Source organism: Colwellia sp. BRX9-1 (assembly GCF_014077195.1).
GTDB lineage: Bacteria > Pseudomonadota > Gammaproteobacteria > Enterobacterales > Alteromonadaceae > Colwellia_A.
This window is the reverse complement of record NZ_JACGVM010000016.1, coordinates 78228-93338: the sequence shown is the minus strand read 5'-3', so window position 1 is coordinate 93338 and position 15111 is coordinate 78228. Positions and strand designations below refer to the sequence as shown.

At 37.3% G+C, this 15111-nt stretch carries 15 protein-coding genes; 8 read left to right on the top strand and 7 right to left on the bottom strand.

Going from position 1 to position 15111, the window contains the following annotated elements; all coding sequences use genetic code 11:
• Nucleotides 1–7 precede the first annotated feature (7 nt).
• Nucleotides 8–757, top strand: coding sequence for a hypothetical protein (locus tag H4J76_RS14615; RefSeq protein ID WP_182230868.1), 750 nt, complete (start codon nt 8–10; stop codon nt 755–757).
• 81 nt (nt 758–838) lie between these two features.
• On the opposite strand, the gene H4J76_RS14610 is transcribed toward H4J76_RS14615, so the two are convergent.
• The 6 genes from H4J76_RS14610 to seqA all read right to left on the bottom strand — a co-directional run bounded on the left by H4J76_RS14610 (nt 839) and on the right by seqA (nt 8483).
• Entirely contained in the window at nt 839–2431 is a 1593-nt protein-coding gene (locus H4J76_RS14610; RefSeq protein WP_182217709.1) for a dihydrolipoyllysine-residue acetyltransferase, read from the bottom strand.
• 10 nt (nt 2432–2441) lie between these two features.
• Nucleotides 2442–3419 carry an alpha-ketoacid dehydrogenase subunit beta gene (locus H4J76_RS14605; protein ID WP_070376283.1) on the bottom strand — a complete coding sequence of 326 codons (978 nt, stop codon included), beginning with the start codon at nt 3417–3419 and terminating at the stop codon, nt 2442–2444.
• Nucleotides 3419–4603: a thiamine pyrophosphate-dependent dehydrogenase E1 component subunit alpha gene (locus tag H4J76_RS14600; RefSeq protein WP_182217711.1), complete on the bottom strand. Its 1185-nt coding sequence runs from the start codon at nt 4601–4603 to the stop codon at nt 3419–3421. The genes H4J76_RS14605 and H4J76_RS14600 overlap by 1 nt, the downstream gene beginning before the upstream one ends.
• A gap of 243 nt (nt 4604–4846) precedes the next feature.
• Complete coding sequence (astE, locus tag H4J76_RS14595; RefSeq protein ID WP_182230867.1) at nt 4847–5950, bottom strand: succinylglutamate desuccinylase; 1104 nt, start codon at nt 5948–5950, stop codon at nt 4847–4849.
• A gap of 237 nt (nt 5951–6187) precedes the next feature.
• A complete protein-coding gene (gene pgm, locus H4J76_RS14590) occupies nt 6188–7843 on the bottom strand; it encodes a phosphoglucomutase (alpha-D-glucose-1,6-bisphosphate-dependent) (protein ID WP_182217714.1) in 1656 nt (551 codons plus the stop codon).
• A 52-nt stretch (nt 7844–7895) separates the two neighbouring features.
• A complete protein-coding gene (gene seqA, locus H4J76_RS14585; protein WP_182217716.1) occupies nt 7896–8483 on the bottom strand; it encodes a replication initiation negative regulator SeqA in 588 nt (195 codons plus the stop codon).
• 159 nt (nt 8484–8642) lie between these two features.
• On the opposite strand from seqA, the gene H4J76_RS14580 reads away from it, so the two are divergent.
• The 4 genes from H4J76_RS14580 to fldA all read left to right on the top strand — a co-directional run bounded on the left by H4J76_RS14580 (nt 8643) and on the right by fldA (nt 10643).
• Complete coding sequence (locus H4J76_RS14580) at nt 8643–9410, top strand: alpha/beta fold hydrolase (protein WP_182217718.1); 768 nt, start codon at nt 8643–8645, stop codon at nt 9408–9410.
• 168 nt (nt 9411–9578) lie between these two features.
• The gene (locus H4J76_RS14575; protein WP_070376277.1) at nt 9579–9800 is read left to right on the top strand and encodes a DUF2788 domain-containing protein; all 222 of its coding nucleotides are present in this window, start codon (nt 9579–9581) and stop codon (nt 9798–9800) included.
• 9 nt (nt 9801–9809) lie between these two features.
• Nucleotides 9810–10103 carry a LexA regulated protein gene (gene ybfE / locus H4J76_RS14570; protein ID WP_070376276.1) on the top strand — a complete coding sequence of 98 codons (294 nt, stop codon included), beginning with the start codon at nt 9810–9812 and terminating at the stop codon, nt 10101–10103.
• A gap of 12 nt (nt 10104–10115) precedes the next feature.
• Entirely contained in the window at nt 10116–10643 is a 528-nt protein-coding gene (gene fldA, locus H4J76_RS14565) for a flavodoxin FldA (protein WP_070376275.1), read from the top strand.
• Nucleotides 10644–10712: 69 nt separating this feature from the next.
• Here the strand turns inward: fldA and H4J76_RS14560 are convergent, their stop codons facing one another.
• Nucleotides 10713–11180: a DUF4442 domain-containing protein gene (locus H4J76_RS14560; protein ID WP_182230866.1), complete on the bottom strand. Its 468-nt coding sequence runs from the start codon at nt 11178–11180 to the stop codon at nt 10713–10715.
• Nucleotides 11181–11367: 187 nt separating this feature from the next.
• Between H4J76_RS14560 and fur the strand changes: the two genes are divergently transcribed.
• The 3 genes from fur (at nt 11368) to H4J76_RS14545 (ending at nt 15029) form a co-directional block, all read left to right on the top strand.
• Nucleotides 11368–11811 (top strand): ferric iron uptake transcriptional regulator, encoded by a 444-nt coding sequence (fur, locus tag H4J76_RS14555; protein WP_070376273.1) that lies wholly within the window; start codon nt 11368–11370, stop codon nt 11809–11811.
• Nucleotides 11812–12751: 940 nt separating this feature from the next.
• The gene (locus H4J76_RS14550) at nt 12752–13846 is read left to right on the top strand and encodes a hypothetical protein (RefSeq protein WP_182217722.1); all 1095 of its coding nucleotides are present in this window, start codon (nt 12752–12754) and stop codon (nt 13844–13846) included.
• Nucleotides 13847–14753: 907 nt separating this feature from the next.
• Nucleotides 14754–15029 carry a DUF2913 family protein gene (locus H4J76_RS14545; RefSeq protein WP_182217724.1) on the top strand — a complete coding sequence of 92 codons (276 nt, stop codon included), beginning with the start codon at nt 14754–14756 and terminating at the stop codon, nt 15027–15029.
• Nucleotides 15030–15111: the final 82 nt, after the last annotated feature.

Sequence of the window (15111 nt, the reverse complement as noted above, 5' to 3'; positions counted from 1 at the left end):
GATTTATATGAATTTACTAAAAGCACTGATACTTTTGGCTGCTGGAGCAATACTCGGCTATGGTTTTTCATCGTTGAGCACAGAAAGTTATCAAGATAATTTGGCTCATCCTACGGTAATGGCAGTTAAGACACCGCCAACCGCAAAGATATCAAAATTTAAAGTCGCTCCGGATTTACTCGATCAAACCGTTGTCGCTACTCAAGTCCAACCACAAGTCACCAATAACCAGACATTAACAACTGTTGACGATGAGGAAATGTTAAATCAGCAGCACCTAGATTTAATCGCTGAGCATCAATTATTAAAAGACAAATATAAAAAATCTAAACGTAAAGTATCATCATTGAAATATCAATTAAGTGAATTTGATGGCAGTGAAGCAACCGACGAAGAAATGGAAAAACTCGCTCCAGAGCCCTTCAAATTTTTCTTGAGTTCATTTCGAGGAAAAACAAGAAATGACATCTACGATTTTCATCAAAAAGAAGACGATTTAGATTGGGGTTATAATATGCAAAACAATATTTCAGACTTTGTACTAACCCACTATGATGGCATGAACGTAGATTTAATATCAGTTATTTGTAAACAGCCTTATTGCGAAATTCTAGTGACTGAAAAACAAGAAGATGCTTGGGACAATATTATCAAAGACTTATCGGTACAAACATGGTGGAAATTCTCATCATTTTCAACGTCAACAAAGTCAAATGAAGATAATGAACTCTCTATCTATGCTTTCTTCACTCAATAAAACGTCTCCTTGAGAACCGATACCACCATAAACAAAAAAACCTGCATGAGCAGGTTTTTTTTAATATCAAAAAGCGTCAAACTAAGACATATGCATCAACATATTGCTTGGCTCTTCTAAGAATGATTTCCACAAGTTACAAAAACGGGCAATTGAACCGCCATCAATAACACGATGATCACCAGACCAACTTACTTGCATAATGTAACGTGCTTCAACTTCACCTTTATCATTAAAGCGTGGTAATTTTTGTAATTTACCTAACGCAACAATCGCTGATTCAGGTTTATTGATTATCGGTGTAGCAACCGTGCCGCCAATCGCGCCAATGTTTGAAATGGTAATAGTTCCACCCTTCAAATCTTCTGCACCAACACGACCTGCACGGGCAGAGTCAGTTAAACGCATGATATCTTTAGCAACGTCAACAATAGATTTGTTCTGTACTTGCTTAACATTAGGGACGAGTAAGCCGACTTTAGAGTCAACTGCCATACCAATATTATGATCGTCAAAATAAGTAATTTCAGTACAATCATCATTAACTTGCGTATTTACAATCGGGAATTCTTTTAATGCTAAAGAAATCGATTTCATGAAAAACGGCATCATAGTTAATTTAATATCTTGTTTCGCATAAGCGTCTTTCATACCGCTGCGTAACGCCATTAGATTCGTCATGTCAATTTCTTCACAATAAGTAAAGTGAGGAATCGTTGACACTGAACGTACCATAGCCTTTGCCATCGCCGCTTTAATACCGCGAATAGGCTCAACACGTTTACCGCCACTTTGTGCCACAGCAACGACTGGCGCTACATTTTCAGTGCTTATAACTGGCGCTTTAGTGAAAGAAACAACGTCTTCTTTATAAACACGCCCTTTCTTGCCACTGCCTGGTATTTCATGAATATTAACATTTAATTCGCGAGCTACACGGCGCACCGCCGGGCTAGCAACAGCTTTACTGTTAATAATCTTTTTCTCAACAGCTGCTGCAATAGTTGTTAAAGCCACTTTTTCAACGGCAGAAACCGTTGGCGTTTCAAGAGTTTCTGCCGCGACAACTGCATTCTGATGGCCATTAGCCGCCAGTTTTTCTATTTCAAATAAAGGCGCATGTACTTTCGCAATTTCACCTTTAGCATAGTAAAGCTTAGTCACAGTACCGTTATGCATCGCTGGAATTTGTACTAGCGCTTTGTCTGTCATTACATCAGCAATGGGTTGATCTTCAACAATCACATCACCTTCTTTAACTAACCATTCAACGAGTTCACACTCAACAATACCTTCACCAATATCAGGTAAGATAAAGTCTTCACGTTCAAGTGTTGGCTCACCATGAGTCGAAGCCGCAACTGAATGCTCAGCAACTGGCGAACTTGGCGCAGCAACCACTGGGCTTGCTTGCACAGGCGAAGGTGCCTGCTCTTGATCGGTTGTCATTGAAAAAAGTGGCTGATGTACTTTGGCAATATCGCCCTGAGCGTAATAAAGCTTAGTAACCGTACCATTATGCATCGCCGGAATTTGTACCAGCGCTTTATCTGTCATCACATCAGCAATGGGCTGATCTTCAACAATAACGTCGCCTTCTTTAACTAGCCATTCAACTAGCTCACATTCAACGATACCTTCACCAATATCGGGTAGAATAAAATCAATACTCATGACAAAAACCTTAGTAATTTATGCTGTGTTTAATGGCTTCGTACACTTTTAAGTGGTCGGCAACATATTCTTTTTCTAGTGATAATGGGTAAGGTGTATCCATACCACAGATGCGTGCAATCGGTGACTCAAGGTGTAAGAAACACTCTTTTTGAATCGTTGCTGCAATTTCACTAGCAAAACCCGCCGTTAATGGCGCTTCTTGGCTAACAACTAAGCGTCCTGTTTTGGTAACAGAATTAACAACCGTTTCAATATCCCATGGTAAAATAGTACGTAAATCTATGATTTCACATGAAATACCATCAGCTGCAGCCATTTCAGCCGCCTTCTCTATTATTTCCATTTGTGCGCCCCACGCTAATAACGTGATATCACTACCTGGCGTAACAATTTCAGCTTTGCCAAGGGGTAATTGATAGTCTTCTAAAGGCACTTCGCCCACAGAGGCACGATACAAACGCTTAGGTTCAAAAAAGATAACCGGGTTTTTATCGCGAATAGACGCTAACAATAAACCTTTTGCTTGGTAAGGGTTACGAGGTACAACAACTTTTAAGCCCGGTGTATGAGCAAAATAAGCTTCTGGTGATTGGCTATGATATAAGCCTCCCGCGATACCGCCACCGTATGGTGTACGTATCGTTAAATTACCCACATCAAATTCATTACCACTGCGGTAGCGAAACTTTGCGGATTCATTAACAATTTGATCGAAAGCAGGGAAAATATAATCAGCAAATTGAATTTCAGCGATAGGCACACTGCCTTGAGCTGCTAAACCATTAGCAAAACCAATAACACCTTGTTCAACTAGAGGTGTGTTAAAACAACGTAATTTACCAAATTTTTCTTGTAAGCCACTGGTTGCGCGAAAAACACCACCAAAATGGCCAACATCTTCACCAAAACACACGGCGCGTTCATTTTCTGTCATTGCAATTTCAAGTGCGTTATTAATTGCATGTAATAAATTCATTTGTGCCATTATTTAATTCTCCCCGCGGTGAATGGGTAGGCTTCTGGATACTTTTTAATATGTACTTTCAGCTCGGCAAGTTGTGCTTTTAATAACGTTGGTGGTTCATCATAAACATCAGTGATTAAATCTTCAACGGGTGGCTTATCAATTTTTTCAGCAACTTTTACTGCCGCTAAGACTTCTTCACGTAATTTATCAAACAAGGTTGTTTCTTGTGCTTCATCCCACCACTTATTCGCTAACATCCAATTTTTCATACGAAGAATAGGATCATGTGCTTGCCATTTAGCCTCTTCTTCACGCGTACGATATCCAGAAGGATCATCTGAGGTAGAATGTGCACCTAAACGATAAGACATGGCTTCAATAAGTACTGGCTTGTTTTCTGCTAAAGCATAAGTACGAGCATCTTGTGTCGCTTTTAAAACCGCAAGTATATCGTTGCCGTCGATTCGAATCGTTTTAATTCCGTAACCCACACCACGAGAAGCAATACCATTACCTGCGTACTGCTCATCTGCAGGTGTTGAAATTGCGTAGCCGTTATTACGACAGAAAAAGATAACAGGAGCACGATGTACTGCTGCCATATTTAATCCCGCATGGAAGTCACCTTCTGACGCAGCGCCTTCACCGAAATAACAAATTGTTACCGCGTCAAGCCCTTGTATCTTCTGGCCATATGCATAACCGGTCGCTTGTGGTATTTGAGTAGCTAGTGGCGATGAAATCGTCATGTAGTTTAATTCACGGCTGCCGTAATGAATGGGCATTTGACGACCTTTGCCTAAATCCTTTTCATTACTGAACATTTGATTCATGAAGTTTTCAAGTGAGAAACCACGATACATTAATGCACCTTGCTCTCGATATTGCGCCATGATCATATCTTGAGGTTTTAAACCGGCAGCACCACCGACACTTGCGGCTTCTTCGCCAAGTGCGGTCATGTAAAAGCTTAAACGACCTTGACGTTGCGATGCGACCATTCTCTCATCGAGTACACGGTGAAACGCTAACGTTTTATAAATTTTTGTTGCTGATTCTTGATCAATTTCAGGAAGCTCAGCACCTTCATATACGGTGCCGTCTTGTTGTAATACTTTGAGGATGGGAATTTCAACTGAATGACCATCAATAAAAGCGGGTTGATGTACCACCGGACTTTCTTTATATACGTCAGTGTTCATAGCCTTCTCTTCTCTTCTTGTCTTATGGAATATGTTCATTGCAGGATTTGCTATACCCATTATTCTTAATGTAAGTGTACTTAGTTTTAGTACTTTTTGGGTTTTGCGCAATGAGCTGCTGTAAATAATCGAACGTACTTTACCTTTACGTAAACTGAAACACAAGTTGTGTGAGCTAAGTAAAATTTTGGGCATACGGCAATATCATCAATATGCCCATAAAAGTTTACATAAGCATGACCATTATTCGATAGATGTGGGAATAACGGTTAATAATGCTCGCTGCCCAATAGCAACATTAGCATTAGGGAAGATAATTGCTTCCCCGACTTTATCTGTTTTGATCTCGTTACCATCATCTATTGCGAGTACGGTACCTTTTGGAAAGTCAGTAAAGTTTTCAACGTTATCAGAAAAATTTAAAGCAAAGTTTTCACCCTGACGATTAATGGTTTGGTAGATCTCATAAATACTAAAGTCATTTTCATCATAGTCTTTTAGCAACAAGTCTTGTCCTGAAATCAAACGCGTTAGTGTTTCTTTAACTTGAACGAATTTAGCCATGTCATTTTCACCAAAGGGCATCACTTTGCCTAATTCCACAGTAAAAGCGTCAGCATTAAATTCATTTGATGAAAAGTAACTAAAGGTCGTGGTGGGTGAATGCGAAAGTAAAATAGTACTTACCCCACACGCATGCATAAATTGAAGTTGAGATTTTTTCCAAGCTTTACCATGTCGAAAAGGATAAACCGCAAATTTATCGTTTTTTGAGCCTCTAATGGCGGTATGTAAATCGTAATGACAACGCTCTCTCTCTTTATTACTGGATAAGCTTTGACCTTGCTGGAAAAAATCTCGCACGGTATTTTCAAGTAATAAAGCACGGTGGCGTTCTTTATTAATTAAACCCGCCCCCTGTCCCTGATCAGCAGAATGGCCACCAGAGAATAAACGATTCATATTTTCTTCAATAAAACGCTCAGAAATGTTAATAGAAGCTGGGTTGCCAAAAATAAACAGTACACGCTCGGTACAAGCAAGCTCTCCTAAAATAAGCTTTTTAATGAGCTCAGCACAAATTTCAATTGGCGCGGTTTCATTACCGTGCACGGCACTAGAGAGCACAATGTCTTTATTAGATGTTTGCAGTTCAACGGGTTCAAAAGTAATAAGACCGGTATCAAGTACGGTAACGTTTGTTTCGCTATTACTTTCTTGATGTTTAACTTGAAAGGAAAAACGTCCTGCTATTGACCACTCATTTGCACGAGTTAAGGCGAGAAAGTCACCCGTAGATTGTAACGCTTGCTGTTGTTCTTGTAAGACTACTTGTAATTTATTCAAACCACATTCACTAAGGCAATAAAAATTACTTATATTGTACAAAAAAATAGAGATTATTGCTTGGTTTGATCACAATAAAAGTTAAAGCGACGATAAAGAAAAGTGATGAGAAGTAGCGACGTTTGGCAGTGCTAGCATATAATATGGGTTAATGATTTAGGTCACTAACCCATATTATTATGTTATTTCAATTTATAGCAGGGTAAAAATTCTGATACCTTTATCTTAACTATCGACCTATAAACCGGCTTTAGTAAAAGCAGCACTTACCAGTACTTGGGCTTCGGTAATAATAAGGGCTAAGTGTTTTTGATCGATAAAACTCTCGGCATAAATTTTATAAATATCTTCGGTCCCTGAAGGACGAGCAGCAAACCAACCATTGTCAGTCGTAACTTTCACACCACCAATAGCGGCATTGTTGCCAGGTGCGTGTGATAAAACTTGGTTAATTTTTTCACCAGCGAGCATCGTAGTCGTAATGTCGTTAGCGCTTAATGAAGTTAGCACTTGTTTTTGTTCAAAACTTGCAATGGCTTCAACACGGCCATAACAAGGCTCACCTAATTTTTCAGCAAGCTCTTGGTATAGTTGATAGGGGTCTTTACCGGTAACAGCAAGAATTTCTGCTGCCAGTAACGCCATAATAAAACCGTCTTTATCTGTTGTCCAGCAACTACCATCACGAGATAAAAAAGCAGCACCCGCACTCTCTTCACCACCAAATGCATATGAAGCATCACTGAGACCATCGACAAACCATTTAAAGCCCACCGGCACTTCTGATAAAGGACGGTCAATATAGTTAGCAACACGGTCTATAAGTGAACTAGACACTAACGTTTTCCCAATTTTACTGGTTTTAGGCCAGTCACGATGAGTCATCAAATAATATATAGCAACGGCTAAGTAATGATTAGGGTTCATTAACCCGCCCGTGCGAGTGACGATACCGTGGCGATCAAAATCGGGATCATTGCCAACAGCAATATCAAACTTGTCTTTTAAAGCAATGAGTCCGGCCATGGCATAAGGAGATGAGCAATCCATGCGAATTTTGCCATCTTTATCAAGTGGCATAAAAGCAAAACTGGCATCAACAACAGGATTGACAACTTCAAGATTTAACTGATATTTCTTTGCGATAACTGGCCAGTAATGAATCCCTGAACCACCAAGCGGATCAACACCAATTTTAACACCGGCTTTCGCAATAGCTTTCATGTCAACCACTTGTTCAAGTTCGTTAACATAAAAAGTAATAAAGTCTTGTTTTGATAATAAAGCGGACGAACAAGCTTGCTGGTAGCTAACTTGTTTGACATTGATGAGCTTTTCGGCAATTAAGTCATTGGCTCGTTGTTCAATTTTTTTAGTCACACCACCTTCAGCTGGCCCGCCATGAGCTGGATTATATTTAATGCCGCCATCTGTTGGTGGATTGTGAGAAGGGGTAATAATTAAACCATCGGCTTGCTTATCTTTATTTATCGATAATTTATTATGAGCAATAATGAGCCTAGAAATAACCGGGGTTGGTGTAAAACCATCATCGTCTTGAATAACGACCGGGATGTTATTAGCAATTAACACCGACAGCGCATTAGCAAAAGCGGGCTCTGAAAGGGCATGGGTATCTTTACCTAAAAACAATGGCCCTTTCAATCCTTGTTCAATGCGATGTTCGGCAACTGCCTGGCAAATAGCCAGAATATGTTGCTCATTAAAGCTGGTTTTACTGGCATTACCGCGATGACCTGAGGTACCAAAAGTTACCCTTTGCGCGGTAATAGCAACGTCTGGCCTTAATAAAAAATAATCACTGACTAATTTACCAATATTGATACGGTCTTGTGGTCTAACTGGTTTTCCTGCGTGTGCATGAATAGTCATGATATTCCCTTTATTTTTTATTTAAATATTATCGTCGACAACTTTATACGGCTTATAAAAGATCTCTAATATTTTCGGCATCTTCGTTAGTGTAACCTAACATTAGCGATGCTTTCGTTAACATCATTTTTTTACGGGTAGTGTTCGAGTTTGTCATTACCCAAAATGGACTATCAGGTATTTGTAATGGTTTAGTACTGCTACCACTGGCGGAAAGCTCATCTTTGCTTTTGGCAAAATATAGACGGTCTCGCCCGCGGATCTCAGAGACAACAGCAAAACTTTCACTGTGCACGCGATATAAAGCGGCAAGAATAAGTAAAAATCGACCAACTGCACCACGTTGCATGGCTAACTCTTCTTTATTGATATAATTGAGTACATTATCAATACTAGGTGGTTCTGCCATTACTTCTTCAACTATCACGGCTTCCATTTCGATATTTTCTTCAACGCCAGGCACTAAGTTGTCAGTGGTGACTTCAACATCTTGAACACTTTCGACAAGATCATCAAGCGCATCTTCAGCTAACGTTAAACTCAGTAAGCGACGCAAGATTGACGAAGCACTTTCGCCAATAAATTGGGTATTCGACACTATGTGTTGATAAAGTTCTTCATCTATTTCAATGTTTTTCATTAATTACCCTAGAATTTTATTATTCGCGCAGGATTATACTTAGCTTAAGGAAAACTTTCCAGCGCCAATATCTCGATAAAGCCTCAAAATAATTGCATGGTGCAATAAAAGCTAAGACAATAAAGGTTAAAGCAAGTATATACATTCGATGAGCTATCAATGACTAAGAATTTACATTACCAACAACAAGGCTCCGGCGCCGATATTATTTTAATACATGGCTTATTCGGTAGTTTAGAAAATCTCAATATGGTGGCAAAAGGTTTAAAAGATAATTACCGAGTAACTAATATCGATGTGAGAAATCACGGTTTATCTTTTCACAAAAACTCAATGAGCTATCAAGAATTAGCCCAAGACGTTGTCGATCTAATGGCAATAATTAATATTGAACGTGCCCATATCCTTGGACATTCGATGGGCGGTAAAATAGCCATGCAGCTTGCACTAGACCATAGTGAAAAAGTGGATAAGCTTATTGTTGCTGATATCGCGCCTGTTGCCTATCCACCTCACCACAATCTAATTATTGAAGGTTTACAAAGTATTAAGCTTGAAGACATTAATAATAGAAAAGATGCAGACAAGCAATTGTCTGCATTCGTTGATGACATAGGCGTTAGGCAGTTCTTATTGCGTAATTTAGTGGCCAAAGATGGAAAATTCAATTTCAAATGCAATTTAGATAATATTCAGCAATGTTATCGACAAATAATGGCGGCAAACGAAGGTAAACAAGATTTTAAAGGTGAAACCCTTTTTATCAAAGGTGGTAACTCTGATTATATAACCGCAGCGCATCGTGATATTATCCAAGCATTATTTCCAAATAGTCGAGCCAAAATCATACAAGGCACAGGGCATTGGTTACATGCAGAGAAAACGACAGTATTTAACAAAATTGTTAATGACTATTTAAGCCTTTAATATCGACTTATAAACGCTTTAAAACGAATGAATCAAATAACCTTTTTAGGTTTGCTACAATTAATTGATTGAAAAAATAGCGTCAAATTGCCTTGTCATTTGTGGTAAAAATTATGTGTTTAAGCGTTAGATTATGCTATAGTGCGCCTGAAATTTTTAGGGTGAATTATGTTAGCTGAAAACTTAGAACTTATTGAAACTATTGGTTTGAATTTATTTTTTGCTTTTATCTTTATTTTCATTGGCTTATCGGTCCATGATGTAATGACAAAAAATGATGTTCCCAAAATGGGCCGTATGGTCGTTTATTTGGTTCTATTTTTAGGTTGTGCTGGCTTTATTGCCAAAGGCATTATTCAACTGGTTTGGGAAAGCCAAGGGGTTGGGTAAGAGTTAACAATGGCAAAAGAAGCAAGTGATTTAACCACTATTGATTTGTTTAGTGATGAAAAGCGTCCCGGGCGCCCAAAAACAAATCCTCATTCGCGTAGCGTGCAAGTAAAAATAAACAAGCGCAATCAAGTTAAACGCGATAAAAACAATGGCTTAAAACGAGTTGAGTTTAAAATACATCAAGACTTGTTTGAGCAACTCGACGACTTAGCTAAAGTTAAAGGTGTTAGTCGCGGAGAACTTATTGAGTCGATATTGAAAAATTCAATGACGGCACCAGCATTAAATATTAGTAAATAAGGGTTTTATACCATGGCAATTGTAGGTTTATTTTTCGGTAGTGATACAGGCAATACTGAAGCTGTCAGCAAAACTATTCAAAAAAAGTTAGGCAAAAAATTAGTTGAAGTAAAAGACATCGCAAAAAGTACAAAAGAAGAAATAGCTGAATTTGATTTAATCATTTTAGGTATTCCAACTTGGTATTATGGCGAAAATCAATGTGATTGGGACGACTTCTTACCTGAGCTTGAAGAAGTAGACTTTACCGATAAGTTAGTCGCTATTTTTGGTTTAGGTGATCAAGAGGATTATTCTGAATACTTCTGTGACGCAATGGAACCTTTAAAAGATATTGCCGAGTCAAGAGGCGCAATTATTGTTGGTAACTGGTCAACTGAAGGTTACGAATTTGAAGCATCTAAAGCCTTAGTTGATGAAAAAACGTTTATTGGTTTATGTATTGATGAAGACCGTCAGCCAGAATTAACTGAAGCGAGAATTGACAAGTGGGTTACTCAAATATTTGAAGAAATGTGTTTAGCAGAACTTGCAGACTAATTTATTTCTTATAAGCCACTAATAATAAGCCTGTATCGACAGGCTTTTTTTTGTCTTACTTTTACCTAATTAGGTCAATAAAGTCGGTTTATTCTTCTGACGTATATATAAACGCCTATTTAGTTTAGCCACTAGCTCACCATCAATATTTTTGACATAAACATTGACCGTGGGTTGATATTTTTCACCATGACGGGTTTTTTCAATAATCTCATTAATAAAATCATCACTGACGTAAAAATCAGCTGTTACTTCGCCTTTCCCTGGTCTGATAAAGTCAATGTCAGCTGATTTATCCCAGACATAATATTGATTATCTAAACGCGCTAAAATCATTAACACATAAAAAGGGTCGGTCATCGAGAATAGTGAACCTCCAAAATGTGTGCCTAAAGCATTTTTATTCCATGCTCGCATTTTTAAACGCACCTTGGCTTGTCTAAAATCACTAGAAAGTTCTGTAACTTTGATACCCGTAAATAAAAATGGCGGCCAAATATTTAGCAGTAATTTTAATAACCACGCTTTTTTTAACATCTAAATCTCCTTTGATCCTATAATCACTCGCTCATACAACTCATCGTACCAGTAAAGCTATTGGTGTTTATACAAATTTCGAAAATCAAAGCCAATGAATTTACTATTCATTTCAACTAAGGCTTCCCTCAAGCAGAAGAACCCCCTATAATTTTGTTTAAATTACCGAATTAGAGAATTAAAGTTAATGGCAGACCAAAATGAAGAGCTAAAAAGAGCTGGATTAAAAATCACCCTGCCGCGAATCAAAATTCTCACTATTTTGCAAAATCCGAATAATCAGCATATTAGTGCGGAAGATGTTTACAAAATATTATTAGTGCAGAATGAAGAGATTGGCTTGGCTACCGTTTACCGGGTACTTAATCAATTTGACGATGCGGGCATTGTTAGTCGTCATCATTTTGAAGGCGGTAAATCAGTTTTCGAATTAAGTCATAAAAAGCATCACGACCATCTTGTTTGCTTAAAATGTGGCAAAGTAGTTGAGTTTGAAGATAACGTCATTGAACAACGCCAAGAAGATATTGCTAAATCACATAAAATAAAGCTAACAAACCATAGTTTATATTTATATGGTGAGTGTGAAGATGAAGAAGCTTGTGATTCATACCGAACATCTAATAGCTAAGTTGTAGTATGAATTTCGCTTGATAAAACCTGCTTTTAGCAGGTTTTTTCTTTACTGAACAACAATATAATTTCTACAAGTATTAAGATAAATTAGGTGTGTAAATAATCTTTTTCTAGACAAAGAAAAAGCGACATAAAAGTCGCTTTTTTCGTTGCTAAATATAATGCTGCAAATCCATTTGCTAATTTTTAAATTTCCTAAATCATACGGAAATTATTTTTGGGTAATATCACTTTACTCAAACTTTATTACTATCCTTAATTAACATCCATTTCAGTACTAACTGTTCATTTAATTCCTTTAAATGACTCCGTATAAGCAGAGGTATTATCTCTGTGTTAAGTATCCCTTCTCAGCTAGTTTCATCCATAAATTTTTATTCATTATAAGCGTAGTAAATTAAGTTAACTTCAGCACTTGTTGTTGCATCCATTCATGTAAATCCATTTACCTTCCATTCCGTTGGAAATGTTAGTGTCCTTGCGGGTAAATCCTTTATCAACTGAATATTAACTTATACCACTTTCCATTTCGTACTTCCTATACGTGTTCAACAAATAGTATTTATCCCTTAAACTTATTTGTAGTGTTATCCATAACTTGTGTCGTCCTGACAAGATAAATATTAGCATTCATGTGTTTTGTCGCTAGCAAGGTAAACGAAATAAAATTAACGTTATTTTGTCTTTTTATCGAACAATTAAAATTTATTACTATTAAACATATAGTTACAAAGTGTTTCTTTTTACACTTACAAATTATTGTATGATCACTGACGTCATTGTGCGAAATGGCTTACACCAGAGGTGTGACTTTGTCGGAAGGTATCAAGATGATAAGTGATGGAATATGAAAATATCACTGAAAGTTAAAAGAAAATTGGTTACTCTTGCCAAAGTTTTCAGATCAAACAATATTTTTAGGAGTTTATGTGCTTTTGTTGAAGTCACTATTTTGTTTAACCGGTTCAGATAATCGTCGTCGATTCATCGCTATTCATATAAGTTGTTACTTGTTGTTTACCCTTACTAGCGCCATTTTTTCTTTTAACAACTTATTATCTTTTATGGCATTGTCTATTTTTGCAGGTATTTTTACTCTTTCAACAAAACGTCGTCTAAATGATGCCAACCTCAAGATAAGCTGGTTGCTGCCACCTACAGCCAGCTTTTTACTTGCTGGGTTAATTATCGTCATCAGTGATAACACCATAAGCTACTGGTTACTTTTACTCCCTTTAGCTATTTCTACATTCTTAATGACCTACAAAAGCCAAAAAATTAATCATATTCTTGGTTACGCTGGTGATGTCGATTTAACGGGCTATATAAAAAAAGGAAGTTCTCAACCTCAAAAACGTATAGAACCGACATTTAATCAGCACGAAGTAAAAGATTCATTGGCAAGCTCCTATCAAGATACCCCTGATACGTTGGCTCAACATGATAACAAAGCTAAAGACTCGCCTGTTTCCCCTGCTAATGATATTGGTGAAGCGATCAGGCTGAAGCTACTTAACAATAAACAGAAGGTATTAGTGTTAACAGTACTAATATTAATCATCATAATGGCAATAATTCTGCCATCGAGTATTACCTCAGTTGATGATGACGTTATAGCAGCAAACACTAATGAAACAACAGCCATAGAGCAATCAAAATTATCCCTGAGGCACGAAGTTACACTGCCTGATAACTTTTCTTTATTGGCATCATCTTTTGATGGTATTACTATAAAATGGCAGGGTGACAAATCTATTAGTGGTTTTTTATGGCAACAAATGACCGCACAAGGTGATAAAAGCTGTCAGGTTATCTCTTATGATAGTGGTGAAGTGATTAGAACATTGGACGTTAATCAAGAAAATAATGGTGACTATTTAGCGCGGTTTTCACCACTAGATACTAAAGTGATAATCAAGAATATTGCCATTAGAAGCAGCTTTACTTTATGTGGTTATACCTTTTCTCTTAAGGGTAGCCAAGCCATTTTAGGTAAGCACCCATATTATTCAACATTCCTTGAGAATTAAATTACTATATTTTAAGCAAAAAAATACGGCTCTAAGAGCCGTATTTCCTGAACTAGCTTATATGCATCCTGCATATTATATGTGTCCCGCTTCATCCATAAAGAACTGTCCGTAGTGTTTCCTAATAATCCTTTGCTTTCCATTCATCTTCCGTGATTGCAACTCGTCCTGAGTCACATCAATAGTGATATTTCATCCTTGGGCTTATTCCGTCAGCCGTTATTCCTTTAACCTAAATCCATTTAGTTCATTCGATGACTCCTGTCATCTGGCTTGTTCCTCTAGCCGTTATTCCTTTAACCTAAATCCGTTTAATTCCTTCGATGACTCCTGTCATCGGGCCTATTCCTTCAAGCGTCCTTTTAAGAGTACTCTACTCTATCGGTCTTCCTGACCTGCATCTTCCTGATGTGGTTAATATTACGTTAATTAAGATTTATTCGTACCCATAATAATATTTTATATTTAACGATATAAAAATGTAACAAGCATGTAAATATACAAAAACCAACATAATCAACAACTAAAGTATATAACACGTCTTTTTTTTTACATCTACTTACTCAATATCTTACATTAACGTAAGATATGTCTTACAAATATTTAATCAAAAATGCAATAGTCTGCAATAAATTGCGTGGTTCGTCACAAATAATAAGAAATGACTCACACGATGAGGAAATTTAACATTTAATTTACACCGGAGAAAATTTTGTAACCCGTCAACGATCCAATAAGGTCAGCAAAGATACGATAGCGGAAGTTAGCATTGGCTTCACTAACGACAAGAGAACCGACAACAGTGACCAAAAATGCTTTCAAAATTTATCGTTACTAAAGACTCCTCTGTGGCAAAAATGATCAAAAAAAATTATCATATAGAAACTACAATATTTAATGGCTATCCATGTACCACGAAAATCTACTAAATCTTTGCTTTGAGGCTTTATTACATCTTTACTTCACAGTTCAGTCAAATGATAGTTATACTTCTGCTACAGCTAGAAATGCGATACTAGTTAAGTTTTTAAAACCTAAATTGAAGTTAGCGGCTTATAAAGATCAAAAAAAGAATATTCAGCTCATGCTACGACTGGGACGTCAAAAAGATAAAAAATTAGAGCTAGAATTATTTGAGTTAAAAAAACTTACGTTCGATGTTTATAATGCTCCCGATTCTTAAGATCCCTGACTGGCATCTAAGCCACCATTGCCGTCAGTCACGAAGTTTCATGGCATGACTTCAAAGTGCGCCTTGTTGACAT

What these genes read in the sequence shown, in the direction of transcription:
- H4J76_RS14610 (WP_182217709.1), bottom strand. Translation starts at nt 2,431, where the DNA reads ATGAGTATTGATTTTATTCTACCCGATATTGGTGAAGGTATCGTTGAA.
- H4J76_RS14600 (WP_182217711.1), bottom strand. Translation starts at nt 4,603, where the DNA reads ATGAACACTGACGTATATAAAGAAAGTCCGGTGGTACATCAACCCGCT.
- H4J76_RS14575 (WP_070376277.1), top strand. Translation starts at nt 9,579, where the DNA reads ATGTTAGCTGAAAACTTAGAACTTATTGAAACTATTGGTTTGAATTTA.
- fldA (WP_070376275.1), top strand. Translation starts at nt 10,116, where the DNA reads ATGGCAATTGTAGGTTTATTTTTCGGTAGTGATACAGGCAATACTGAA.
- ybfE (WP_070376276.1), top strand. Translation starts at nt 9,810, where the DNA reads ATGGCAAAAGAAGCAAGTGATTTAACCACTATTGATTTGTTTAGTGAT.
- H4J76_RS14615 (WP_182230868.1), top strand. Translation starts at nt 8, where the DNA reads ATGAATTTACTAAAAGCACTGATACTTTTGGCTGCTGGAGCAATACTC.
- fur (WP_070376273.1), top strand. Translation starts at nt 11,368, where the DNA reads ATGGCAGACCAAAATGAAGAGCTAAAAAGAGCTGGATTAAAAATCACC.
- H4J76_RS14560 (WP_182230866.1), bottom strand. Translation starts at nt 11,180, where the DNA reads ATGTTAAAAAAAGCGTGGTTATTAAAATTACTGCTAAATATTTGGCCG.
- H4J76_RS14605 (WP_070376283.1), bottom strand. Translation starts at nt 3,419, where the DNA reads ATGGCACAAATGAATTTATTACATGCAATTAATAACGCACTTGAAATT.
- H4J76_RS14545 (WP_182217724.1), top strand. Translation starts at nt 14,754, where the DNA reads ATGTACCACGAAAATCTACTAAATCTTTGCTTTGAGGCTTTATTACAT.
- seqA (WP_182217716.1), bottom strand. Translation starts at nt 8,483, where the DNA reads ATGAAAAACATTGAAATAGATGAAGAACTTTATCAACACATAGTGTCG.
- pgm (WP_182217714.1), bottom strand. Translation starts at nt 7,843, where the DNA reads ATGACTATTCATGCACACGCAGGAAAACCAGTTAGACCACAAGACCGT.
- H4J76_RS14580 (WP_182217718.1), top strand. Translation starts at nt 8,643, where the DNA reads ATGACTAAGAATTTACATTACCAACAACAAGGCTCCGGCGCCGATATT.